The sequence below is a fragment of the Blautia sp. AF19-1 genome (genome assembly GCF_003479155.1).
Taxonomy (GTDB): domain Bacteria; phylum Bacillota; class Clostridia; order Lachnospirales; family Lachnospiraceae; genus Fusicatenibacter; species Fusicatenibacter saccharivorans.
In genome coordinates, this window is sequence record NZ_QUGQ01000002.1 from 103,463 (window position 1) to 127,733 (window position 24,271).

Annotated in this window: 18 protein-coding genes, 1 tRNA gene and 2 other annotated features; of the genes, 18 read left to right on the forward strand and 1 reads right to left on the reverse strand. The window is 49.4% G+C overall.

The features are described 5' to 3' along the window. The first annotated feature begins 191 nt into the window (after nucleotides 1–191). From DWX26_RS01605 to ilvC, 10 genes are all read left to right on the forward strand, one after another. The gene (locus tag DWX26_RS01605) at nucleotides 192–2,036 is read left to right on the forward strand and encodes an alpha-amylase family protein (RefSeq protein WP_118600604.1); all 1,845 of its coding nucleotides are present in this window, start codon (nucleotides 192–194) and stop codon (nucleotides 2,034–2,036) included. 113 nt (nucleotides 2,037–2,149) lie between these two features. Beyond that, nucleotides 2,150–3,019, forward strand: coding sequence for a YihY/virulence factor BrkB family protein (locus DWX26_RS01610; protein ID WP_055226442.1), 870 nt, complete (start codon nucleotides 2,150–2,152; stop codon nucleotides 3,017–3,019). A gap of 72 nt (nucleotides 3,020–3,091) precedes the next feature. After that, nucleotides 3,092–3,344, forward strand: a binding site (T-box leader). A gap of 164 nt (nucleotides 3,345–3,508) precedes the next feature. Further along, nucleotides 3,509–4,555 carry a phenylalanine--tRNA ligase subunit alpha gene (gene pheS, locus DWX26_RS01615; RefSeq protein ID WP_022461828.1) on the forward strand — a complete coding sequence of 349 codons (1,047 nt, stop codon included), beginning with the start codon at nucleotides 3,509–3,511 and terminating at the stop codon, nucleotides 4,553–4,555. A gap of 31 nt (nucleotides 4,556–4,586) precedes the next feature. After that, the gene (gene pheT / locus DWX26_RS01620; protein ID WP_055226441.1) at nucleotides 4,587–7,031 is read left to right on the forward strand and encodes a phenylalanine--tRNA ligase subunit beta; all 2,445 of its coding nucleotides are present in this window, start codon (nucleotides 4,587–4,589) and stop codon (nucleotides 7,029–7,031) included. Between the two features lie 5 nt (nucleotides 7,032–7,036). Beyond that, a complete protein-coding gene (locus DWX26_RS01625) occupies nucleotides 7,037–7,684 on the forward strand; it encodes a histidine phosphatase family protein (RefSeq protein ID WP_022461826.1) in 648 nt (215 codons plus the stop codon). 318 nt (nucleotides 7,685–8,002) lie between these two features. Next, nucleotides 8,003–9,028 carry an aldo/keto reductase gene (locus DWX26_RS01630; protein WP_022462278.1) on the forward strand — a complete coding sequence of 342 codons (1,026 nt, stop codon included), beginning with the start codon at nucleotides 8,003–8,005 and terminating at the stop codon, nucleotides 9,026–9,028. Then, the gene (locus tag DWX26_RS01635; protein WP_022462279.1) at nucleotides 9,025–9,969 is read left to right on the forward strand and encodes an AEC family transporter; all 945 of its coding nucleotides are present in this window, start codon (nucleotides 9,025–9,027) and stop codon (nucleotides 9,967–9,969) included. Before DWX26_RS01630 ends, DWX26_RS01635 begins: the two co-directional genes overlap by 4 nt. 107 nt (nucleotides 9,970–10,076) lie before the next feature. Next, a complete protein-coding gene (locus DWX26_RS01640; protein WP_118600606.1) occupies nucleotides 10,077–11,879 on the forward strand; it encodes a glycoside hydrolase family 2 protein in 1,803 nt (600 codons plus the stop codon). Nucleotides 11,880–12,000: 121 nt separating this feature from the next. After that, a complete protein-coding gene (gene ilvN / locus DWX26_RS01645) occupies nucleotides 12,001–12,507 on the forward strand; it encodes an acetolactate synthase small subunit (protein WP_022462281.1) in 507 nt (168 codons plus the stop codon). Nucleotides 12,508–12,665: 158 nt separating this feature from the next. Beyond that, nucleotides 12,666–13,685, forward strand: coding sequence for a ketol-acid reductoisomerase (gene ilvC, locus DWX26_RS01650; protein WP_022462282.1), 1,020 nt, complete (start codon nucleotides 12,666–12,668; stop codon nucleotides 13,683–13,685). Between the two features lie 157 nt (nucleotides 13,686–13,842). Here ilvC and DWX26_RS01655 read toward each other — a convergent pair whose 3' ends face one another. Beyond that, nucleotides 13,843–14,199 carry a sporulation initiation factor Spo0A C-terminal domain-containing protein gene (locus DWX26_RS01655; RefSeq protein ID WP_022462283.1) on the reverse strand — a complete coding sequence of 119 codons (357 nt, stop codon included), beginning with the start codon at nucleotides 14,197–14,199 and terminating at the stop codon, nucleotides 13,843–13,845. A gap of 265 nt (nucleotides 14,200–14,464) precedes the next feature. Here DWX26_RS01655 and DWX26_RS01660 point away from each other — a divergent pair. From DWX26_RS01660 to DWX26_RS01695, 8 genes are all read left to right on the forward strand, one after another. After that, nucleotides 14,465–14,538: transfer RNA gene (locus DWX26_RS01660), tRNA-Pro, on the forward strand. A 95-nt stretch (nucleotides 14,539–14,633) separates the two neighbouring features. Continuing rightward, a complete protein-coding gene (locus tag DWX26_RS01665) occupies nucleotides 14,634–15,662 on the forward strand; it encodes a LacI family DNA-binding transcriptional regulator (RefSeq protein WP_118600608.1) in 1,029 nt (342 codons plus the stop codon). A gap of 331 nt (nucleotides 15,663–15,993) precedes the next feature. After that, nucleotides 15,994–16,257 (forward strand) — a binding site (T-box leader). 100 nt (nucleotides 16,258–16,357) lie between these two features. Then, entirely contained in the window at nucleotides 16,358–18,019 is a 1,662-nt protein-coding gene (locus DWX26_RS01670; protein ID WP_173815685.1) for a 2-isopropylmalate synthase, read from the forward strand. Nucleotides 18,020–18,034: 15 nt separating this feature from the next. Beyond that, nucleotides 18,035–18,640: a hypothetical protein gene (locus tag DWX26_RS01675; RefSeq protein ID WP_055218094.1), complete on the forward strand. Its 606-nt coding sequence runs from the start codon at nucleotides 18,035–18,037 to the stop codon at nucleotides 18,638–18,640. Between the two features lie 209 nt (nucleotides 18,641–18,849). Then, entirely contained in the window at nucleotides 18,850–20,334 is a 1,485-nt protein-coding gene (gene thrC / locus DWX26_RS01680; protein ID WP_117760348.1) for a threonine synthase, read from the forward strand. A gap of 81 nt (nucleotides 20,335–20,415) precedes the next feature. Next, nucleotides 20,416–22,647: a cell wall hydrolase gene (locus DWX26_RS01685; protein ID WP_118600610.1), complete on the forward strand. Its 2,232-nt coding sequence runs from the start codon at nucleotides 20,416–20,418 to the stop codon at nucleotides 22,645–22,647. 35 nt (nucleotides 22,648–22,682) lie between these two features. After that, nucleotides 22,683–23,732 carry a nicotinate-nucleotide--dimethylbenzimidazole phosphoribosyltransferase gene (cobT, locus tag DWX26_RS01690; RefSeq protein WP_022462290.1) on the forward strand — a complete coding sequence of 350 codons (1,050 nt, stop codon included), beginning with the start codon at nucleotides 22,683–22,685 and terminating at the stop codon, nucleotides 23,730–23,732. Between the two features lie 17 nt (nucleotides 23,733–23,749). After that, complete coding sequence (locus DWX26_RS01695; protein WP_117800966.1) at nucleotides 23,750–24,271, forward strand: bifunctional adenosylcobinamide kinase/adenosylcobinamide-phosphate guanylyltransferase; 522 nt, start codon at nucleotides 23,750–23,752, stop codon at nucleotides 24,269–24,271.

Genomic DNA, 24,271 nt, shown 5'->3' on the forward strand with positions numbered 1-24,271 from the left:
GGTAAACGATAGACAGAAAAATAGCAAAAAAGACAAAGAAGAAGCCGGAAATTTGTTGAAAAATATGGTATGTAAACGGTTGACATATAATTCACACAACGGTATACTGCAAGAGAAGAAACGTAACACAGAATTACCGTTACCGGAATGATGTGACAAAATAAAGAATAAGATAAAGGAGAATAAACAACATGACAGTGGAATATCAGAGAAGACTCGAAAAACACTACGACGAGCTGAAATGGCTCTACTGTGAGCTGTATCCAAACGGCCAGGGACGCTTTGAGGAACTCTGTGCAGCCATGGAGCAGTGGTACAAAGAGCGGAATAAAAAATGGAAAGCGCTGGATCGGAAAAGAGAAAAACAGAAAGACTGGTACAAGAGCCAGAAAATGCTCGGTATGATGCTGTACATCGACGCATTCGCAGATAACATCAGCGGCCTTGAGAAAAAACTGGATTATTTAAAAGAGTGCAACGTCAACTACCTGCATCTGATGCCGTTCCTTGCAACGCCGAAGGGAAAAAGCGACGGCGGCTATGCGGTTGCCGATTACCGCACGGTACAGCCGTCCCTTGGAACGATGGAAGATCTGGCTGCCCTCTCTGAAAAATGCCATGACCAGGGCATGAGCCTTTGTATGGATTTCGTTATGAACCACACTTCCGAGGATCATGAATGGGCAAAACGTGCACTTGCCGGTGAAAAAGAGTACCAGGACCGTTACTTTTTCTTCGACAACTACGATATTCCGTCCGAATATGAAAAGACCTGTCCGCAGGTATTCCCGACAACGGCACCGGGCAACTTTACCTGGAGAGAGGACTGCCATAAATTTGTCATGACGACGTTCTATCCATACCAGTGGGATCTGAACTATGCGAACCCGGTTGTCTTTAACGAGATGGTAAACAATATGCTCTATCTCGTCAACCAGGGAATCGATATCGTCCGCATTGATGCCGTTCCATACATCTGGAAACAGCTCGGCACCACCTGCCGTAACCTGCCGCAGGTACATACCATTGTCCGCATGATGCGTATGATCACCGAGATCGTCTGCCCGGGCGTTCTGCTGCTCGGCGAGGTTGTCATGGAGCCGGAAAAGGTTGTTCCGTACTTCGGAACACTCGAGAAACCGGAATGCCATATGCTGTACAACGTAACGACGATGGCATCCACCTGGCACACGGTTGCAACGGCGGATACCCGCCTGCTGAAACATCAGATGGATATTGTGACGAGACTGCCGAAGGACTATGTCTTCCTGAACTATCTGAGATGCCACGATGATATCGGCTGGGGCCTCGATTACGAATGGCTGAAACAGTTCGGCATCGCCGAGGCACCGCATAAGAAATATCTGAATGACTATTTCCGCGGTTATGTGGAGGGAAGCGACGCAAGAGGAGAGCTCTATAACGACGATCCGGTGCTGCAGGATGCGCGTCTCTGCGGAACAACCGCTTCCCTGTGTGGACTTGAGGCGGCAGGCTTTGAGCAGAATGAGGCGAAGACCGAACAGGCGATCCAGAGAATTGAGATGCTGAACGCATACCTTTTCATCCAGTCTGGTATTCCGGTTATCTACAGCGGCGATGAGATCGGCCAGGTCAACGATTATTCCTACAAAGAGAGTGAAGATTCTGACCGCGCAGCCGACAGCCGTTATCTGCACCGCGGCCACTTCCGCTGGGATCTGGAGCCCCAGAAGGAGAAAAAAGGAACGGTTCAGAATCAGATTTTTGCTTCGATGAAAAAGATGGAGGAGCTGAAATTCAAATACCGTCCGTTTGAGGGTGAGGCGGATGTCTGGACCGAGGAAACGTATGATACGGCGCTTCTCTGTGTCTGCAGAAAATCCGGCAATGAGATGGTAACGGGTCTCTTTAACTTCAGCAATGAAGACCGCACGGCCTGGATCGATATGGGTGAGTTCACCTGGAAGGATCTGTTTACCGGCGAGAAACGTGTTCTGCGCGGCGTTCCGGTTCCGGCACGCGGTTACGCATGGTATTACCGGAAATGGAATTAAATCCCTTGCGAAGGAAAGAAAAGTATGATATGCTTTGTAGGCTATCCTGAAGTACGATATATGTGCAAGAATGGGATAGATTCACGAAAACAAAGAAAAGGCGGTTTTGCCAGATGATAAAAACAATCCGCGGTTTTATGAAGCGCCTGAATGAGGACCATGTCGGTGCTTATGCAGCGCAGAGTGCGTATTTCATTCTTCTTTCCTTTATTCCGTTTGTTCTTCTGGTTGTTACGCTTGTAAAATATACGCCGCTGACGCGCGACGATGTTTACAGCGTTCTGATCAATATGCTGCCCACGGAGTTTCAGAGCTACGTGGGCGGTATTGTAAATGAGATCTTTTATCAGTCCGTTGCTTATATGCCGATTACGATCATCACAACGCTGTGGTCGGCGGGAAAGGGCATTGCGGCGCTGACAAATGGGCTGAACAGCATTTATCACGTAACAGAGACACGTAATTACATCATCAACCGGCTGCGGGGCATGGCATATACCTTGATATTTGTCGTTGCATTCCTCACCAGTCTGGTGCTTCTGGTCTTCGGAACCCGCATTCAGAATAAGCTGACGGAACATCTGCCGATGGTGGCGCGTGTGACATCCTCTATCATGGGAATGCGTACCCTGATCACGACAGGCGTGCTGGCTCTTCTGTTTCTTGTACTGTATAAATGTATTCCAAACCGGAAGGCGAGCTTTAAGAGCCAGTGCCCGGGCGCACTGATCTCATCCCTTGCCTGGTCTATTTTTTCCCTTGCATTTTCCATGTACCTCGACATCGCGCTTGCGGCGTCCAATATGTACGGCAGTCTGACGATGATCGTGTTTATCATGATCTGGATGTATTTCTGCATGTGGATCCTTCTGATCGGCGCGGAGATCAACGCGTATTTTGAGGATAAACTGCGGAAACTGCAGAACGCGGCGATCGAGCATTTTATGGAAAATAAAGAGACGAATAAAGAAGCGGGAAAATAATGGCTTGACATCCGGGGGTCAAGACGGTACAATAAATATTGTTTATGAAAGTTTTATAAATAATCTAACAGGAAAAATGCTGTGAAGATGTTCAGAGAAATATTTTTTCCGCCAGAGAGAGGGAGTCATCGGCTGCAAGCTCCTTCAGGTTCAGGAATATTTCAAATTTCGCATTGGAGCAGATGTCCGGAACGTATAGCAGGATACTGGAAATGCAAGTAGGGACAGACGTTTGGTGTACGTTACAGCACCGGTTATGAGTGTCTGCAGGAAGTATCTGCAGAAATCAGGGTGGTACCGCGAAATTTCAGATCTCGTCCCTTTGTGGGGCGGGGTCTTTTTTTGTGAGCAACGAGCCAGACAGCCATGCTTGCATGGATATTTGGCGACTGCCACGAAAATCAGATGCTCCGCTGTTTGCAGCGGGGTATCTGACTGTTTTTCACATTTACCATCAAACAAGCAAGAAAAAGAAAGTAGGAGAGTCAAATGCAGGAAAAAAGTGTATTAACCGGCCATCTGTCTGAATTAAAACAGAAGATTGAAAATGGACTGGAAGAGCTGAAAAGCTCCAAAGAACTGTATGAATTTAAGAGCGAGTATCTGGAAGGAAAGAAAAGTAAGATCAGCGGGCTGATGAAAGAAATGAAAAACATTGCCCCGGAAGAGCGCGCAAACTACGGTAAATCCGTCAATGAGTTAAAAGAGTGGGCGCTTGGCCGCTTCCAGAAAGTGGAAGAGGAGATGAAAGAGCGCGAGCTGCAGAAGAAATATGAGTCCGAGAAAATCGACCTGACCCTTCCGGCAGAAGAGACAGCGATCGGAAACCTTCATCCGGTTACCTTGATCCGCAAACAGCTCATCGACATCTTTGCAGGCATGGGCTTTGAGGTATACGAGGGAAGAGAAATCGAGACCGATTACTACAACTTTACTGCACTGAATACACCACAGGATCACCCGGCAAGAGATATGCAGGATACCTTCTATCTCTCCCCGGAATTCCTGCTTCGTACCCAGACATCGGCAGGCCAGATTCATGTCATGGAAAACAAAAAGCCGCCGATCAAGATCCTTTCCCCGGGACGTGTTTTTCGGTCTGATGACGACGCAACCCATTCTCCGATGTTCCATCAGATGGAGGGACTCGTTGTCGACAAAAACATCACCCTCTGCGACCTGAAAGGAATGCTCGACGTACTCGTACAGAAGATCTACGGCGAGGGAACGACAACACGTCTTCGTCCATCTTACTTCCCGTTCACGGAGCCGTCCGTTGAGGTAGACTGCAGCTGCTTCGCCTGCGGCGGAAAAGGATGCAGCCTCTGCAAGGGAACCGGCTGGATCGAGGTCCTTGGAGCAGGTATCGTAAACAAACGCGTGCTGGAGAACTGCGGCATTGATTCAGAAGAGTACAGCGGCTTCGCTTTTGGCATCGGCCTGGAGCGTATCGCCATGCTGAAATACGGAATCAACAACATCAAACTGTTATTCGGTTCCGATCTGCGGGTTTTAAATCAGATTAACGAGAAATAAAGACGAAACAGTTTGAATTTGGAGGTTTAATATGTTAGTACCGTTAAGTTGGCTGAAAGAATATGTAGATATCGATGTTACCCCGGAAGAACTGGAGAAAAAACTGTTCGACGGCGGTTTTGAAGTAGAAGAGCGTTATCAGGTGGGAAAAGACATCAGCAACGTTGTTGTCGGTCTGGTGGAGGGCTGCGAGCCGATCCCGGAGACCCATCTTCATGTGTGCCAGGTAAATGCAGGAGAACACGGCACCATGCAGATCTGCTGCGGCGCAGACAACGTGCACACCGGCGGAAAATTCCCGGTTGCCCTTCCTGGCGCTTCTGTTTATGCAACAGCAAAAGATCATAAGACCATCGAGGGTGTTATGACCATCAAAAAAGGAAAATTAAGAGGATATGAGTCCTGCGGAATGCTCTGCTCCGGCGTGGAGCTCGGCCTTACCGAGGATCTGTACCCGGGCGCAGGCTACAACGGACTGCTTGTTCTGCCGGAAGATGCCGAGCTTGGCGCAGATGTCAAAGAGCTGACAGGTCTTGACGACTGGATCTTTGATATCTCCCTGACTGCAAACAGACCGGACTGCCAGAGTATCCTCGGTATCGCAAGAGAAGTATCGGCGATGCTGGAAAAACCTTTAAAAATGCCGGCAACCGATTACACCGAGACGGATGTGGAAAAAGAAGGCTTCTCTGTCCGCGTGGAAGCTCCGGAACTCTGCCCGCGTTACAGCGCTCATTACGTATATGATGTAAAAATCGGAGAGTCCCCGGCATGGATGAAACGCCGTCTGGCACTCGTCGGCATGTCCGCAATCTCCAACGTGGTTGATATCACAAACTACGTCTTAAAAGAGATCGGTCAGCCGATGCATGCCTTTGACTGCTCTTATCTGGAAGGCAATGAAATCTGTGTCAGAAGAGCAAAAGAAAATGAAAAGATTGTGACCCTCGATGAGCAGGAATACACAATGAATGAGAACAACCTCGTGATCTGCGACGGCGTAAAACCGGTTGCACTTGCCGGTGTCATGGGAGGCTTAAACTCCGAGATCCGCGACACGACAGAGGCTGTTATGTTTGAGTCCGCAAAATTCGCACGCGACAACGTCAGAAAGACAGCCCGTGCGCTTGGAAAAGCGACGGATGCCAGTGCAAGATATGAGAAAGGCGTGGACGAGTATTCAACCGTACTTGGTATGAAACGTGCGCTGCATCTGATGGAAGAGCTTGGCTGCGGTAAAGTTTCCCGTACCCATTTCGATGTGAACACCGGAAACTCCATCGATCCGACTCCGATGACCGTCAGTGTCAGCAAAGTAAACGGCGTACTCGGTATCGAAGTTCCGGAAGCAGAGATTCTCCGCATTATGAAAAACCTGAACTTTGCACCGGAAATCAACGGCGATGAGCTGACCATCCAGGTTCCGGCTTACCGTGAGGATATGCTGCCGGAGGGAGAGAACGATGTCGAGCGCTATCCGGACGTGGCAGAGGAAGTCATCCGTATGTACGGCTACGATCACGTAACCGATACCTTCCTTTCCGCTGCACAGGTAACGATGGGCGGCTACAATGAAGAGCAGAAAGGCGAGCTGGCACTGAAGAATACCTTATGCACCATGGGTATCTACGAGTGCATGCATTACTCCTTCTTCTCCCCTGCAGATCTGGATCTCTTGAAACTGCCGGCAGATGCAAAAGAGAGAAATGCCATCGAGATCATCAACCCGATCAACCAGGATCTGTCCCTGATGCGTACCACACTGGCAGCTTCCATGCTGAATGCCATTTCCAGAAATGAGAAACAGGGCACCCTTGAAGGAAGACTGTTCGAGGTAGCAAGCATCTACATTCCGGAGTCCCTGCCGCTGACATCCTACCCGGATGAGAGAAAAGTTCTCTGCGTCGGAACCTTCGGAAACAACGAGAGCTTCTTCACTATGAAGGGCATCGCCAACACCATCGCCGAGAGCATGGACATTGAGTTCACCTACGAGCCGGTTCAGAAATCCTTCCTGCATCCGTATCAGGCAGTGAAAGTACTCTGCGAGGGTACAGAAATCGGATACTTCGGAAAAGCAGCATACGATATCCAGAACGAGCTGAGCATGCGTACTTCCTCTTACATCATGGAGCTTGACTTAAAAGAGCTCTCCAGATGGTACGGCAAAAAACGCACCTTCCAGCCGATCTCCAAATTCCAGGAGGAGAAACGTGACCTGGCATTTGTCATGGACAAAAACATCAGCTGCGGCGATGTAGAGAACTGTATCCGCGAGGCAAACAAATACGTAAAAGAGATCCGTCTGTTCGATGTTTACGAGGGCGGCCAGATTCCGGAAGGCAAGAAGAGCATGGCGTTCACCGTCACCTTTGCACCGAAGGAAGAAGCATTTGACTTCGAAAAAGTACAGAAATTTGTCGAGAAGATCTGCAAGAAACTGCAGAATGAGTTCAACATCGAACTGAGAGGCTGATTTTTATGAAACTTTATATCATACGCCACGGTGAAACTGCGTGGAACGTAGAAGGCAGACTGCAGGGCCAGACGGACACCGAGCTGAATGAGAATGGTGTCCGTCTGGCGAAAGTGACGGCGGAAGGACTGAAAAATATCCCGTTTGACCTTGGAATTTCCAGTCCACTGCGCCGCGCAAAGCACACGGCAGAGCTCGTCCTTGCGGGCAGAAATGTGCCGCTTACGACCGACGACCGCCTGATGGAGCTTTCCTTTGGCTCCTGGGAAGGGCTTGGATGCCGGGCAAACAATTTTGAGATTCCGTCTGAACACTTCGACGATTTTTACAGAGATCCGTTCCACTTCTGCCCGGCGGGAGACGGAGAGACGATCCAGGAGGTCTGCGACCGGGCAGAAGCGTTCTATCATGAGCTGACTGCAAAACCGGAGCTCCAGGACAAGACGATCCTGATCGCCACCCACGGCTGCTGCATGCGTGCGCTGCTGCGCAATGTCTATGAAGACAAGAACGACTTCTGGCACGGCGGCGTGCCGTACAACTGTGCGGTCAGCATCATCGAAGTACAGAACGGTGTTTCCACGCTGCTTGCGGATAATAAAATCTATTATGATCCGTCGGACTGCGTAAACTTTTATAAAGAAGTAAAATAAAAAATGATATTCAGAGGCAGACATAAAAGGAAAGTATTTCCCTTTGTGCCTGCCTCTTTAAATCGCGTTTGCCGTCTGATAGAAAGTGTGATACTATAGAAATAACGGATTTTAACACCAGTAGACAAGAAGTCCCCCGTTTCTGAAGCGGTGGGATGAATTGCTAAAAGAAACATAACGGCAGTGGCGGGCGGAGAGAAATCGGTATTCTCCACTGACATGAGGCAAGTCACAGTCGAACTATTTTCGACATGTCAGACTCCGTGAAATACCGACTATGAGTTGAAACAATGAAAGCGAAAAAGGAGGAACACAAGTATGTCCATGGTAACACTGGGAAGTACAGGAATCTGTGTAAACAAGAACGGCTTCGGCGCGCTGCCGGTACAGCGTGTCACGAAAGAAGACGCTGTTTATCTGCTGCGCAAAGCGTATGACGGAGGCATCCGCTTTTTTGATACCGCGCGTGCATACAGCGACAGCGAGGAAAAATTAGGCGCAGCGTTTGAGGGAATGCGTGAGAAGGTCTTTATCTCTACGAAGACGATGGCAAAGGATGTGGAGGGCTTCTGGAAGGATCTGGAGACAAGCCTTTCCCTTTTGAAGACGGATTACATCGATATCTATCAGTTCCACAATCCGTCCTTCTGTCCTAAGCCGGGAGATGGAACCGGCCTGTATGAGGCGATGCTGGAAGCAAAAGCACAGGGAAAAATCCGCCACATCGGTATCACGAACCACCGCATGAGCGTGGCAGAGGAGATCATCGAGTCCGGTCTTTACGAGACGCTGCAGTTCCCGTTCTGCTATCTGGCAACGGACCGTGAGAAAGCACTGGTACAGGGATGCAAAGAGAAAAATATCGGCTTTATCGCAATGAAAGCGCTCTCGGGCGGGCTGATCACAAACTCCGCGGCTGCATATGCTTTTGAAGACCAGTACGACAACGTGCTTCCGATCTGGGGCGTCCAGAGAGAAAAAGAGCTGGACGAGTTCTTAAGCTACATTGCCTGTCCGCCTGCCATGACGGATGAAATCAAGACGATCATCGAGAAAGACCAGAAAGAGCTCTCCGGCAACTTCTGCCGCGGCTGCGGTTACTGTATGCCATGTCCGGCAGGCATTGAGATTAACACCTGCGCGCGCATGAGCCTGCTTCTGCGCCGTTCCCCGTCCGCCAACCAGCTCACCGAGCGCGGCCAGGCGATGATGAAGAAAATCGAAGGTTGTCTCCACTGCGGCGCCTGCATGAAGAAATGTCCCTACGGTCTGAATACGCCGAAGCTTCTCGAAGAGAACTACGAAGATTATAAAAATGTACTGGCAGGAAAAACACTGGTATGAGTAATCTGATCTTCAGCCTGAACGCGACGATGCCGATCTTCCTGACAATGATTTTGGGACTTTTCTTTCGAAAGGTTGGTATTCTGGACGAATCGTTCACAAGCAAAATGAACAAATTTGTGTTTAAAATCGCACTCCCGGTGCTGCTGTTCCAGGACCTGTCGGATTCTGATTTCTCCGCTGTGTGGGATATCAAATTCGTTCTGTTCTGCTTCTTTGCAACACTGCTCTCAATTCTTGCGGTATGGGGACTTTCCCATCTCTTAAAAGAGAGAAGTGCAAGAGGCGAATTTATCCAGGCGGCGTACCGGAGCAGTGCGGCGATCCTTGGTATTGCCTTTATCCAGAATATCTACGGAAATTCCGGCATGGCGCCGCTGATGATCATCAGCAGTGTGCCGCTGTATAATATCATGGCGGTTGTCGTTCTTGCAGTATTCCGTCCGGAACGGGAGGAGATCACGGCAGATTTTGTGAAAAAGACGGCGAAAAATATCGTGACAAACCCGATTATCCTCGGGATCGCTGCAGGACTTCTCTGGTCGGTGCTTCGCATTCCAAAGCCGGTGATTCTGCAGAAAACGGTGCAGAATATTGCGGTACTTGCAACGCCGCTCGGCCTGATTGCGATGGGGGCGTCGTTTGAGGCAAAGAGCGCGGCAAAGAATATCCGGCCGTCGATTGCTGCAGCTGCGATTAAGCTGGTCGGTCTTGCAGCTGTCTTTCTGCCGATCGCCGTGATACTTGGCTTCCGTCAGGAAAAATTGGTGGCAATCCTTGTGATGCTGGGTTCCGCAACGACGGTGAGCAGTTTTATCATGGCGAAAAATATGGGTCATGAGGGAAGTCTGACGGCAAACACCGTTATGCTCACAACGTGCGGCAGTGCCTTTACGCTGACGTTCTGGCTGTATCTGATGAAAACGCTGGCGTTTATCTAACCGGATTGTGAATATCCGCTTTGATTTTCAGTACACCAAAAGCGTGTCCGGGATTTTGTACGGGCACGCTTTTATCAATCATAAAAATCAGAAAAAGAGGGAAAAGAATGGACTTCAAAAATGCGGTCAAAGCATTACAGATTGGAAAAAAGGAAGGAAAAAAATTCCGCCTTTCTACGGAATTTGGGAAAAATCCGGAAGAAGAGCTCCCGTTTCCGGAATATCCGCGTCCGCAGATGCGCCGGGAAAACTGGACAAATCTGAACGGATGGTGGGAGTATGCGTTCACGGAAACGCAGAAAATGCCAAAACAGCGGGACGGAAAAATTCTCGTTCCGTTTTCCCCGGAGTGCGATGTGTCCGGCGTGAAGCGGCAGCTGCTTCCAAAAGAATATCTGTGGTACTTCCGCACGATTCAGCTTCCAAAAATTCCTGCCGGAAAACGGCTGCTGCTGCAGTTCGGCGCCGTGGATCAGGATGCGGTAATTTACTGCAACGGAAAGCGTGCCGGAGGCCATCTCGGCGGGTATCTTTCTTTTTCAGTGGATCTTACGCCGTATCTCAAAACGGGAGAGAACGAGCTTGCCGTCAAGGTGCGCGATGAGACGGACACGGACTGGAAGGGCCGCGGAAAGCAGAGCCTTACCCCGGGCGGCATGTTTTACACCGCGCAGAGCGGCATCTGGCAGAGCGTCTGGATGGAATGGGTGCCGGAGACGTATCTGGAACGCATCGTGATCACGCCGGAATATGATACGGCGAGCGTAAAAGTACGGGTTTTCCTCAACGGACCGGATGCGGGACTGACGAAAAAAATTACGGTGCGGGAGAGCGAAGCGCCGGATGCGAAGGTGATCTGCGTCCGGGAGACGAGAGAAAACGAGGCGGAGCTGATTCTCGGTAATTTTGCAGGCTGGAGCCCGGAACATCCGCATCTCTATGGGGTTTCCATTGAAGCGGGAGAAGACCGCATCGAGAGTTATTTCGGCATGCGCAAATTCGGCATTGGAAAAGATGAGAAAGGAATCACGCGTCTTCTCTTAAACGGAAAGCCGTATTTCCAGAACGGTGTCCTCGACCAGGGTTATTGGCCGGAAAGCCTCTACACGCCGCCGTCCGATGAGGCGATGGTTTATGACATTAAGACGGCCAAACGCCTCGGTTTCAATATGATCCGGAAACACCTGAAAGTTGAGTGCGCAAGATGGTATTCCCACTGCGACCATATCGGTATGCTGGTGTGGCAGGATATGATCAACGGCGGCGGCCGGTCGATCCAGACGTTCCTTTTGTACCTTCCGACCGTACTGCCGTTTGTGACAACGGAATTCAGGGATAACTGTTATCCGCTCTTTTCGCGGACCTCAAAAACGGGAAGAGAGTGGTGGAAGCGGGAGTGCCGCGAGACGGTTCATCAGCTTTACAATGCACCGTGCGTGTCGCTCTGGGTTCTGTTCAACGAGGGATGGGGACAGTTTGATGCCAGGGAGATGACAGAAATGGTGCGCGCTCTCGATCTGACGCGGCAGATCGACCACGCGAGCGGCTGGTACGATCAGGGAGCGGGGGACATCAAGAGCCTTCACAATTACTTTCGTCCGTTAAAAGTAAAACCGGAGGAGCGCGCGTTTGCTTTTTCTGAATACGGCGGCTATACGTATCCGGTACAGGAGCATCTCTACTCCGAAAAATCGTTCGGCTACCGCACATACCAGAACCAGGCACAGTACCAGAAAGCGATGGATGCACTGGCAGAAAAGATAAGAGAACTCACAGAACAGGGACTTGCCGCAGCAGTCTACACACAGCTTACCGATGTCGAGGAGGAGTCGAACGGCATCCTTACGTATGACCGGAAGGTGTGCAAATGGGAACCACAGGAGGCAAAAGATTTTTGCCCAAAAGAATAATTTGGTAAAATTTTTGTTGACAAAGCGAGGATAAGTTGCTAATATATTGGATAAGGCGTTGGAAGTTGTAAGAAATTGCTGAAAATCCGCGGCGCCTGCGGATGGAGGAAAGTTGGTGTTTATGGAACAGAAAAGAACATTATCCCTGCTGGTGGATAATACGCCGGGACTTTTAAGCAGAGTAGCTGGTCTTTTCAGCCGACGCGGATACAATATCGAGACGATCACCGCCGGTGTGACAGCAGACCCGCGATACACAAGAATGACTGTTGTTCTGTACTGCAGTGATGAAATGATTCTGGAGCAGATCAAAAAACAGCTGGCAAAACTTGTCGATGTGCGGGATATCAAAGAGCTGAAGCCGGACGAGAGTGTCAGACGAGAGCTGATGCTGGTCAAAATCCGTGTGAATGAAAATGAACGCCGCAATGTCATCGCCATCTCCGATGTCTTCCGTGGAAGAATCGTGGATGTGGGACAGGAAAGCCTGATTGTAGAGCTGACCGGAAACCAGTCAAAGCTCGAAGGGTTCCTGAATCTGGTACAGGGATACGAAATCCTGGAACTGGCCAGAACAGGAGTGACAGGACTCTCCAGAGGAGCCCACGATGTGCGTTACCTCGATTAACGCAGATCACATTACATACGTTTGCTGGAGGAATGAAATTTTTGTATAGAAAAGTTCATTTCCCTGACAAACAGCAAAAGGCAGAAATGCTTTTCGCTGTATAAATTGACCGACCTGCCGCCGGTCAAGACATTCTATATATTATGGAGGAAAATAAAATGGCAGCAAGACTTTTTTATCAGGAAGATTGTAATCTCTCTTTACTGGAAGGCAAAAAAATCGCAATTATCGGCTACGGAAGCCAGGGACATGCTCATGCACTGAACCTGAAAGATTCCGGCTGTGATGTTATTATTGGACTTTATGAAGGCAGCAAATCCTGGGCAAAAGCAGAGGCACAGGGATTCAAAGTATACACCGCTGCTGAGGCTGCAAAACAGGCTGATATCATCATGATCCTGATCAACGATGAGAAACAGGCTGCAATGTACAAAAAAGATATCGAGCCAAACCTGGAAGAGGGCAACATGCTGATGTTCGCTCATGGTTTCGCTATCCACTTCGGACAGATCGTACCTCCGAAGAACGTAGATGTAGCTATGATCGCTCCGAAAGCACCTGGCCACACAGTAAGAAGCGAGTATCAGGCTGGCAAAGGAACTCCTTGCCTGGTTGCTGTTGAGCAGGATTACACCGGAAAAGCTCTGGACAGAGCACTGGCTTACGGCCTTGGAATCGGCGGAGCAAGAGCTGGTCTTCTGGAGACAACCTTCAGAACTGAGACCGAAACAGACCTGTTCGGTGAGCAGGCAGTTCTCTGCGGCGGTGTATGCGCCCTGATGCAGGCTGGATTTGAGACTCTGTGCGAGGCTGGATACGACCCAAGAAACGCATACTTCGAGTGCATCCATGAGATGAAACTGATCGTAGACCTGATCTATCAGTCGGGATTCTCCGGAATGAGATACTCCATCTCCAACACAGCCGAGTACGGCGATTACATCACCGGACCGAAGATCATCACAGAAGAAACCAAGAAGACCATGAAGAAGATCCTTTCCGATATCCAGGATGGTACTTTCGCAAAAGACTTCCTTCTGGATATGTCCCCAGCAGGCGGACAGGCTCACTTCCGTGCAATGAGAAGAAAAGCTGCAGAGCATCCGTCAGAGAAAGTCGGAGAAGAAGTCAGAAAACTGTACAGCTGGAGCAACGAGGACAAACTGATCAATAACTAATCGGTTTGCTGTCAAATGATCCATATCGGGAGGCTGCCTTTGCGGGCAGTCTCCTTTTTTTGTTCTATCGTTTTATCATAGAAAAAACACTTCCGCGCCATGCATATCCCCCAATATGATAGGGCGCGGAAGTGTTATCTTTTCTGTATTCGTTTTTTTATGCCTCCTGACGACAGGCAGGAAAAGCACGGTAGTATTTGATATAAGAACTTAAAATATCAAAAAATTCGGAATTGGTCGGTTTTGTCAGAACCGGATGCACAGAAAGCGAAAAGAGCAGATCACGGTTTCCGCGGGTCCAGCAGACGGAAATAGCGGTGCGGATGTCTCGTTCGACGCAGGAGGACGATACCTGAAACGTTTGCGCGATCTTTGGGTACAGCGTTTTGCTGACCCGAAGGAGATAATCTTCGTCTTCCATGCATAAAGCGATACCATAGGCGAGATAGCGAAATCCGCGGTATTTTGCACCAATTCCTAAAGAGTGTAGTAGAAAGTAAATTTCAGTTTCCATTACGATGTCTCCTTTTATTCAGTTTTTACATAGTCTTTGCAGACGGGCATGCCAGAGGTGAAAGTTTGTATGGCATACGATTTTCCCCTTTCACTTATGATACGTGGAAAACGTCGAAAAATTACATATTCAGAAAGAAAAAGTGACAATATAGTAAAATAAAAGAGAATATGACACGAAATAAAGAAATGAATGTAATGAAACGGGAGAGGGAAAAATAACATTGATTTTTCAGAAGTTCGCTGGTATAATGAAAACATGATTACGGGGTATGGCGTAGCTTGGTAGCGCGCACGGCTGGGGGCCGTGAGGTCGCAGGTTCAAATCCTGTTGCCCCGATCGGTAAGAGTGTCGTTTTACGGCACTTTTTTTCTTACAGACAAAGACGTGTGCGGAAGAAAAATGAATTGCGCAGAAAAAACAGGGAGGAAGTTATGGGGAAAGTAACGATACAGAGTATGGCAAAGGAGCTGGGATTGTCCCGGAATACGGTTGCCATGGCATTAAAGGATGATCCGAAGGTAGCTCCGGTGACGCGGGAGAGAGTTCTTCGGATGGCGAAAAGAAATGGCTATCTGGGCGAAAATGTATATGTGGAAGAAGTTCGGGCACCGCAGGAGAAGCATTACAATATTATGGTTCTGCGTACGCGGGATGCCGCTGTTTATTGGGACCGTGTCGTGAGCGGCATCTCCGAGGAGGCGAGCCTCAATAACTGTCAGACGCGCGTTGCGGTCGTGACGGAGCGGGAGGAGGAGAACGGCATTCTGCCGCTCGGCCTGAATGAAAATATCGATGCGATCTTCTGCATTAAAATGCTGCCGCTGGAATATATGCAGAAACTGGTAAATCTGGGATACCGCATTTTTCAGCTCGACCATTACTGCGGTATCGAACAGCGGCCGATGGGCGATATCGTGCGTGTGGACGGTGTGCAACCGGTGAGTCTTCTGACGTCCCATCTGATCGGGCAGGGCATGACGCGGATCGGTTTCCTAAGTGAGCACAGCAGCACGTATGAGTCGATGCATGACCGGTATGTCGGTTTCCTTGCAGCGATGGAACAGGCGGGCATTCCGCTCGAGGAGGAGCTTGTGCGCCCCAATATGGAGAGCGATCATTTTTATTACCCGGAAAATTTTGACAAGATTGTGGCGAGCTACGATACACTGCCGGAAGCGATTGTCTGCGGCAACGATATGATCGCCAAAAGATTGACAGAATCCTTCCGGAAAATCGGCGTGCGCGTGCCGGAGGATGTGGCACTGACCGGATTTGATGATGATGAGGACCGGATGCTGTATCCGTTCTTCTCAACCGTTCATGTCGATACGAAGTGGCTTGGCCGCCGTATGGTGCATGAATTTTTATGGCGGGAGGAGCACCCGGAAGCGCCGAAAGAACGGATTCTCGTTTCGGGGGAGGTTGTGGTGCGCCGTTCCTCGTGCAAGCGTCAGGGATAGAAAGAAATAGAAAAAACAGGAAAAAGTGAACAAAGAAAGAAAGCTAGGGACGCCCCGGCGGACGAGAAGAAAAACCGTCTGCCGGGGCGTTTCCGGCTCCCTTTTTGCGATGATTCAAATTCGTGCATAAATGCCATGTAGAAAAACACTACCACGGAAAACAGGTAGAGGATTACCAGAAATACCTAGAAGAGTACAACAAATAAAACAACGAAATCATGCGTTAGAGCACTCGCCGGAGCCTCCTTTCCGGCGGGTGTATTTTTACGGAATCCTGCGTTTTGCGCTTGACAGAGATGGAGAAAAATGGTAACATAAGAGCCAAGTTAGGAAAAAGGCAAAGAAGAGGAATACTACATGGAGCTTCCGAATCCAGAAAGCTGTTGGGTGATGCGAAACAGCAGACGAATTCCGTGGAACTGACCTCAGAGCCGCTGCTCCCAAATTTAGAATAAAAAGAGTAGGTGCAGACGGAAACCCACCGTTAGAGGGGCAGGATATGCAGATGTTTCATCCGTATCCGCAGAGTGTACAGAGAAAATCTCTGTAAAACAGGAGTGGTACCGCGTAAGATAGCAAGTCTTTCGTCTCTTGTGTCAGAAGCCGACACAGAAGATGAGAGATTTTTTTATGCTTTCATCCCGAATTTATGTCGGCAGAATAAATTATATTTCACTTTCTGAGAGGAGAAAATCATGATGAATGTAAAGAAGTATCAGAAACAGTACTATATGCCGCCGGTTCCGTGCATGGACTGGGCAAAAAAAGACAGCATCGAGAAAGCACCGGTATGGTGCAGCGTTGACTTGCGTGACGGAAACCAGGCGCTTGTCATTCCGATGAGCTTGGAACAGAAGGTAGAGTTCTTCAAACTTCTTGTGGAAGTTGGTTTCAAAGAGATCGAGGTTGGCTTCCCGGCAGCATCCGAGACCGAATATGAGTTTCTCCGCACCCTGATCGAGCAGGATCTGATCCCGGAAGACGTAACCGTTCAGGTTTTGACCCAGGCGAGAGAGCATATCATCCGCAAGACCTTCAAGGCATTAAAGGGCTGCAAGAATGCTATCGTTCACGTTTACAATTCCACTTCCTATGCACAGCGTCAGCAGGTCTTCAAAAAGTCGAAAGAAGACATCCTGAAAATCGCCGTTGAGGGAGCGAAGCTCTTAAAAGAGCTGACAGAAGAGGCCGGCGAGAAATACCGCTTCGAGTACAGCCCGGAGAGCTTTACCGGAACCGAGCCGGAATATGCGCTTGAGGTGTGCAACGCCGTTCTCGACGTATGGCAGCCGACTGCAGACCGCAAAGCCATCATCAACCTGCCGAGCACCGTGGAGCTTTCCATGCCGCACGTTTATGCAAGCCAGGTGGAATACATGAGCAAAAACCTGAAATACCGCGATAATGTCGTTCTTTCCCTTCATCCGCACAATGACCGCGGCTGCGGCGTTTCCGATGCAGAGATGGGTATCCTTGCCGGAGCAGACCGTATCGAGGGAACGCTGTTCGGAAACGGCGAGAGAACCGGAAACGTGGATATTATCACGGTCGGCATGAACATGTACATGCAGGGCGTCGATCCGGAGCTTGACTTCTCCGATATGCCGAAACTCTGCCATGCATTTGAATCCTTCACCGGTATGAGCATCAACCCGAGAAGCCCGTACTGCGGATCTCTCGTATTTGCAGCCTTCTCCGGTTCCCATCAGGATGCGATCGCAAAAGGCATGCACTGGATCGAGGAGAAAGCACCGGATACCTGGACCGTTCCGTATCTGCCGATCGATCCGACCGATATCGGAAGAAACTACGATGCAGACGTCATCCGCATCAACAGCCAGTCTGGAAAGGGCGGTGTCGGCTATATTCTGGAGACGAAATACGGCCTGAATCTGCCGGCGAAGATGCGCGAGGCTATGAGCTATACCGCAAAATCCGTTTCCGATCATCTGCATAAAGAGCTGCGTCCGGATGAGATCTTTGAACTCTTTAAAGATACCTTCGAGAACGTAACGACACCGTACAACATCAACGGCGTTCACTTTAAACAGCTCGATGAGGGCAGAATTGAAGCACAGGTTACCTCCAATTACGAGGGCGGTGAGTATGCAACTGCATATGCAGAAGGAAACGGCCGTCTGAATGCTGTCAGCAACGCGCTGAAACAGCAGTACAATCTGCAGTATGATCTGGTCAGCTATACGGAGCACGCGCTGGAGCAGAGCTCAAGTGCACAGGCAATTGCCTACGTCGGCATCAAAAAGCCGGACGGAATCCTTTCCTGGGGCGCAGGCGTAGATCCGGATATCATCCGTGCTTCCATCGACGCGCTGGTAACTGCAATCAACAACCGATAAGAAAAGAGAGAGCATATGCTGTTTAAAAACAAAATTGAATACACCAAAGGAATGTTTGTGGAGATTTACGGCACCGAGATAAAAAAAGTACGTCTGGTACTGCGGATCATTACAGGGATTGCTGTTGTGGCTGCGATCGCTTTTATGATCTACGGTGCAGCAGCGCGGGGATTTATCATGCCGGGAGACTTCTTCAATCTTGGAATCTCCATTCTGATGGCACTTCTGTGTACGTTTCTGCCGAATCTGATGGCACGTTCACAGATGAAAAAATGCAAAAAGAGAGGACTCCTTGGAGAACGTACCCTTCGTTTTACTGAGCAGGTGCTCACAATGACATACGAAAAAGAGGGCAGAAGCACTGATATTCCGCTCGAAGAGCTGACAAAGGTGACGGAGTTTGACAACTTTATCCGCATCACCATCGGAGGCAGAAGCACCTTTCTCGATAAGAAACGCTTTGAAATCGGAGACGCGGCAGCGTTTGTGACCTGGGCGGAAGATAAAATCGCAGAGAATGCGGAAAAAGAGGAAGAGGCACTCGCACTCGAGGAGACAGAAAGGGAAGCTCCGGCGTTAGAAGACGGCGAAGCAAAAACGGAGGAGTCCGACGAAAATTAAATCATACATTCTGACAAAAAATATTTTGGCAGAATGGTGGAAAATGGCTGTGCATTTTTGTGCACAGTCATTTTTTGTATATTTTTGTTGTTTTTTCATACTTCATCCATTATAATAAGAGGAAGCGTACAGGTAAAACTAATCTGAAACGTATCCGGCCGGGAGTTAGAGAGGCTCTGCCGGGAGTCAAAGTGAAGGAGAGAAAGAGCATGGAAGTATTATACAAAAGTACCAGAGGCAATGGAGAAACCGTAACTGCATCCCAGGCAATCTTAAAGGGTCTGTCCGACGACGGCGGATTATTTGTACCGACCTCCATTCCAGCACTGGATGTTCCCATGGAAAAACTTGCGGCTATGAGCTATCAAGAAGTGGCATACGAGGTAATGAGCCGTTTTCTTACCGACTTTACAGAAGATGAACTGAAAAACTGTATTGCAAACGCATACGATGCAAAATTTGACACAGAGGAAATTGCACCGCTGACAAAAGCAGACGGTGTTTACTATCTGGAGCTGTTCCACGGCGCAACGATCGCGTTCAAGGACATGGCACTTTCCATTCTGCCGCATCTGATGACGACCGCCGCAAAGAAAAACGGCGTGAAAAATGAGATCGTCATCTTAACTGCTACATCTGGAGATACTGGAAAAGCAGCAATGGCAGGCTTTGCAGATGTGCCGGGCACCAGAATTATTGTATTTTACCCGAAGAACGGCGTAAGCCCGATTCAGGAAAAACAGATGGTAACACAGAAGGGCAAAAATACCCACGTTGTTGCCATCCACGGAAACTTCGACGACGCACAGACCGGCGTGAAGAAAATGTTTAACGACAAAGAGCTTGGAAAAGAGCTGGCAGATAAAGGCTTCCAGTTCAGCTCTGCAAACTCGATCAACATCGGAAGACTCGTTCCGCAGGTCGTCTACTACGTATATGCTTACGCAAACCTGGTGAAAAACGGAGAGATTGCAGACGGAGAAAAGATCAATGTAACCGTTCCGACCGGAAACTTCGGAAATATTCTCGCTGCATTCTATGCAAAACAGATGGGACTGCCGATCGCAAAACTGATCTGCGCTTCCAATGAGAACAAAGTTCTGTTTGACTTCTTCCGCACCGGCGTTTACGACAGAAACAGAGACTTTATTCTGACAACATCACCGTCCATGGATATCCTGATCTCGAGCAATCTGGAGCGTCTGATCTACCGCATCGCCGGAAACAGCGAAGCAGCAGACCGCGAGCTGATGCAGGATCTTGCAAAGGACGGAAAATATGAGATCACCGATGCGATGAAAAAAGAGCTGGCAGACTTCTACGGCAATTATGCATCCGAACAGGAGACAGCAGACGCGATTGCAAAACTGTACAGCGATACCGGATATGTGATTGATACCCATACCGCGGTTGCAGCGGCTGTATACGGAAAATACCGCGAGGAAACCTATGACGAAACCAAGACCGTCATCGCATCTACCGCAAGCCCGTATAAATTTACAAGCAGCGTTCTTGCAGCGATTGCACCGGAGTATGACACCCTTCCGGTACTGGAGCAGGTAGACAAGCTGTCTGCACTTGCCAATACCGAGATTCCGCGTGCGATCGAAGAAATCCGTACTGCACCGGTGCTTCATACGACAGAGTGTGATGTAGATCAGATGCCGGAGACTGTTCGGGCGTTTTTGAAATAAGATAAAGCAGGAGCAGAATTTTAAAACAGGCAGAGCACACAGCAGGCTTTGCCTGTTTTTGCAGGGAGAGAAGAATAAATAATGAAAAATAAAGTAATCAGGGGAGTACTGGCGGCAGCCTGCGTGACAACCGCTGTCAGTGCTGCGAACGTATTTGGAGCAGGCACAGAGCAGAGTCTGGTAAATGAGGCTTCTGCTGTTACACAGGAAGAAACAGAAGAAACATCGGAGGCGGAAACCACAGACGAAAATACGCCGGAGATGACAGAAACGGAGACGCCGGATTCGACAGCGGAAAATGCCGCCTCGGATCTTCCGGCGGCAGAAGTACAGAGCGGAAAGTCCGAAGAGACGGCGGTATCCGTGCAGGCTGGAAGCTATTACCCATGGGTGAATGAGAACGGGATCTGGTATTTTAAGGATCCGGATGGTACCATTGTCAAAGGAGCCTGGAGAGAGTACGACAAGAACCGTTACTACCTGAATAATGACGGAAAAATGGCGGTCGGCTGGAAAAAACTTGATGGAGCCTGGTATTATTTCCAAAGCTGGGGCGGTGTTTACCGGGATGCCTTTTACACCGTGAAAAATGTACCGTATTATTCTGATGCGGACGGAAAAATGGCGACCGGCTGGAAACTGATCGATGATGTGTATTATTATTTTGATGATCAGGGCGCGATGTACCGGAATCGTTTTTTTGAGTATGACAAGAATACGTATTATGTTGATGCGGATGGAAAAATGGCATCCGGGTTCGAACAGATTGACGGGATCTGGTATTACTTCCGAAGCTGGGGCGGCATGGCACAAAACACCTTTCTGACGCATAAAAATAATATTTATCATGTTGATACGGATGGAAAGATGACGACCGGCTGGCTGCAGCAGGATGGAACCTGGTATTATTTCCGAAGCTGGGGCGGCATGTACCGCAGCACCTTTTTCAAAGCACCGACAGGAAGTGCACTTTACTATGCCGATGAGAACGGAAAGATGGCTGTCGGAAAAAAACAGATCGACGGTGACTGGTACTATTTCAAGGACTGGGGCGGCATGTATCAGAATGCATTCATCAAAAACGGAACGAGTGTATGCCATGCGGCTGCAGATGGAAAACTGACCGTCGGCTGGCTGCAGCAGGGCAGTACATATTACTATTTTGATGAAAACGGAGAGCAGTATTTTGACCGCTTTTTTGAATATGACAACAATACATATCGTGTGAATGCAGATGGAAAGATGGCAACCGGCTGGCAGAAAATCAATGGTACGTATTATTATTTCCGGGGCTGGGGCGGCATGTACCGTGGTACCTTTTTCCAGCTTGGCGGTGAAACGTATTATGCCGATGCGGATGGAAAGATGGTGACGGGCTGGCTTTCGAAAGAGAACCAGTGGTATTACTTCCGGGAAAATGGTGCGATGTACCGCAATACCTTCTTTACGCATTTAAACAACAGTTACTATGCCGATGCCAACGGCGTGATGGTGACGGGAGAGCGGACTATCAACGGCGCTTCCTATTACTTTAAAGACTGGGGAGGCATGGCAAAGAACCAGTGGCTCAATGCACAGAAACGGATGGTAAGCGGTGATCCGCAGACGGGCTGGTATTACTTTGGAAGCGACGGAAAGATGGTAAAATCGTATTACGCTCTGCTGAAAAAGAACAGCAGCAACTGGTACTACAGCTTTGACGAAAACGGAGTGTGCATTCTCAGCTCGAGCCAGTATGTGCGTGCAAAGGACAGCGTAAGCGGAAAATATTATACGATGGAGCATCAGTATTACACGGATCCGTCTGTGAGCGACCGTGATTTCTTTGCGGCTATCTGCAGTGCGGAGGCGGGTGTCCAGAGAAAAACCGGTATGACGGCAGTTGCGATGGTCATCCGGAACCGGATGGCGGCACAGAATATTTCGCTCCGCACAGCGATTTATAAACAGCAGCAGTTTGAACCGGCGCGGAACGGAAGTCTGACAAACTATCTGACGGGAATTGCGGAGCAGAGCAGTTCGATCATCAATCAGCTGAAAAATAATGGAGCCTACGGTGCAGTGGATGAATCCCGGTCGATCATGGATGCATATCTGAAGAACGGCACAAAACGTGTGATCCCGGGCTTTGGCGATACGAGAGATGATTTTGATTATCTATATTTCATGACTCCGAAAGCATTTGAAAATCTGAATATGGATAAAGAAAAATGTGTGACATATACATACACCTATAAATGGACAACTTCCAGCGGAACAGCGCGGGAAGATTCCCATATTTTCTTTGTGAACTGGGTGAAAAAACAGAGCTGATCGGACGTCATATCGAAAGAAGGGGCGAACAAAAGATGACATTACAGGAAACAATCGAACAGATCCATCCGCTTTCGAAAGAGGCGATGGATCGTGCCAAGGCTCACTGGGACGGCATTGCAAAGCCGCTCCACAGCCTCGGAAAGCTGGAGGACGTGCTCATCCAGATTGCCGGAATCACCGGAAAAGAGGAGATTTCGATTGAAAAAAGAGCACTTCTGACGTTCTGTGCGGACAATGGCGTTGTGGAAGAAAACGTGACGCAGAGCGGTCAGGAAGTGACAGCGACAGTTGCGGAAAATTTTCTGCAGGAGAAGGCGACAGCAGCCATTCTCTGCCGCGGTGCGCATGCGGATCTGTTTCCGATTGATATCGGAATGGCGCGCGATACGAAGGTTCCGCGGTATAAAGTTGCGTATGGAACAAAAAATATGGCAAAAGGTCCGGCGATGACAAGGGAAGAGGCCGTTCGTGCGCTTGAAACAGGAATCGCCGTGGCGGAAGAAAAAATTGCGGCGGGCTATCAGCTGATGGCAACCGGTGAGATGGGCATTGGAAATACGACGACGAGCAGTGCAATGGCAGCCGTTTTCCTGAATCAGCCGGTTCCGGAACTGACGGGACGGGGCGCCGGGCTTTCGAGTGAAGGTCTTGCGCGGAAAATTGCAGCGATTGAAAAAGCAATTGCCATCAATCAGCCGGATCCGTCCGATCCCATCGATGTGCTGGCAAAGGTCGGCGGTTTTGACATTGCCGGCATGGCGGGTGTCTTTCTTGCAGGGGCTGCACATGGCGTTCCGGTTGTGATGGACGGCTTTATTTCCTGTGTGGCAGCGCTTCTTGCTGCACGGATTGCACCGTTTGCAAAGGACTATATGATCGCTTCGCACGTATCGAAGGAGCCGGCGGCGCATCTGCTGCTTGCAGAGCTTGGAAAAGAAGCCTTCCTGCACTGCGATATGTGTCTGGGCGAGGGAACGGGCGCCATCATGCTTTTCCCGATTCTGGATCAGGCAAATGCCGTATACCGCGGCATGGCGACATTTGACGAGGCACAGATCGAAACGTATGTGCCGCTGACTTAAAAAAGGCAGGTGAAACGATGATACATCTGGTTACAGGCGGCAGCGGCAGCGGAAAATCGGCGTATGCGGAGCAGTGTATTCTGGATTTTGGCGGAACACGGAGGGTTTATATCGCAACGATGCAGCCATTCGGTGCGGAAGGGCAGGCGCGTATTGCACGCCACCGGAAGATGCGCGCGGCAAAGAAGTTTTCGACGATTGAGTGTTATACGAATTTAAAAGAAGTGGAGCTGGAACCGGGAAGCGATGTGCTGCTCGAATGTATGTCGAATCTCACGGCAAATGAAATATTTGATCCATCCGGGGCGGGAAAAGCGCGGACGGAGGAGGAAATTCTTGCGGGCGTTTCCCGTCTGGCCCATCAGGCGCGGAATCTGGTTCTGGTGACGAATGAAATTTTTTCGGACGGATACCGATATGAGGAGGAGACGATGGAATACCAGCGGATCCTGGGAAACATTAATGTACGTCTGGCAGAGATGGCGGACTGTGTGACCGAGGTTGTGTATGGGATTCCCGTCAGAATAAAAAAAGAATAA

Coding starts and splice junctions, on each gene's coding strand:
- cobT (WP_022462290.1), top strand. CDS start 22,683: ATGACATTACAGGAAACAATCGAACAGATCCATCCGCTTTCGAAAGAG.
- pheT (WP_055226441.1), top strand. CDS start 4,587: ATGTTAGTACCGTTAAGTTGGCTGAAAGAATATGTAGATATCGATGTT.
- DWX26_RS01675 (WP_055218094.1), top strand. CDS start 18,035: ATGCTGTTTAAAAACAAAATTGAATACACCAAAGGAATGTTTGTGGAG.
- ilvC (WP_022462282.1), top strand. CDS start 12,666: ATGGCAGCAAGACTTTTTTATCAGGAAGATTGTAATCTCTCTTTACTG.
- pheS (WP_022461828.1), top strand. CDS start 3,509: ATGCAGGAAAAAAGTGTATTAACCGGCCATCTGTCTGAATTAAAACAG.
- DWX26_RS01605 (WP_118600604.1), top strand. CDS start 192: ATGACAGTGGAATATCAGAGAAGACTCGAAAAACACTACGACGAGCTG.
- ilvN (WP_022462281.1), top strand. CDS start 12,001: ATGGAACAGAAAAGAACATTATCCCTGCTGGTGGATAATACGCCGGGA.
- DWX26_RS01665 (WP_118600608.1), top strand. CDS start 14,634: ATGGGGAAAGTAACGATACAGAGTATGGCAAAGGAGCTGGGATTGTCC.
- DWX26_RS01655 (WP_022462283.1), bottom strand. CDS start 14,199: ATGGAAACTGAAATTTACTTTCTACTACACTCTTTAGGAATTGGTGCA.
- DWX26_RS01685 (WP_118600610.1), top strand. CDS start 20,416: ATGAAAAATAAAGTAATCAGGGGAGTACTGGCGGCAGCCTGCGTGACA.
- DWX26_RS01670 (WP_173815685.1), top strand. CDS start 16,358: ATGATGAATGTAAAGAAGTATCAGAAACAGTACTATATGCCGCCGGTT.
- DWX26_RS01635 (WP_022462279.1), top strand. CDS start 9,025: ATGAGTAATCTGATCTTCAGCCTGAACGCGACGATGCCGATCTTCCTG.
- DWX26_RS01630 (WP_022462278.1), top strand. CDS start 8,003: ATGTCCATGGTAACACTGGGAAGTACAGGAATCTGTGTAAACAAGAAC.
- DWX26_RS01610 (WP_055226442.1), top strand. CDS start 2,150: ATGATAAAAACAATCCGCGGTTTTATGAAGCGCCTGAATGAGGACCAT.
- thrC (WP_117760348.1), top strand. CDS start 18,850: ATGGAAGTATTATACAAAAGTACCAGAGGCAATGGAGAAACCGTAACT.
- DWX26_RS01695 (WP_117800966.1), top strand. CDS start 23,750: ATGATACATCTGGTTACAGGCGGCAGCGGCAGCGGAAAATCGGCGTAT.
- DWX26_RS01640 (WP_118600606.1), top strand. CDS start 10,077: ATGGACTTCAAAAATGCGGTCAAAGCATTACAGATTGGAAAAAAGGAA.
- DWX26_RS01625 (WP_022461826.1), top strand. CDS start 7,037: ATGAAACTTTATATCATACGCCACGGTGAAACTGCGTGGAACGTAGAA.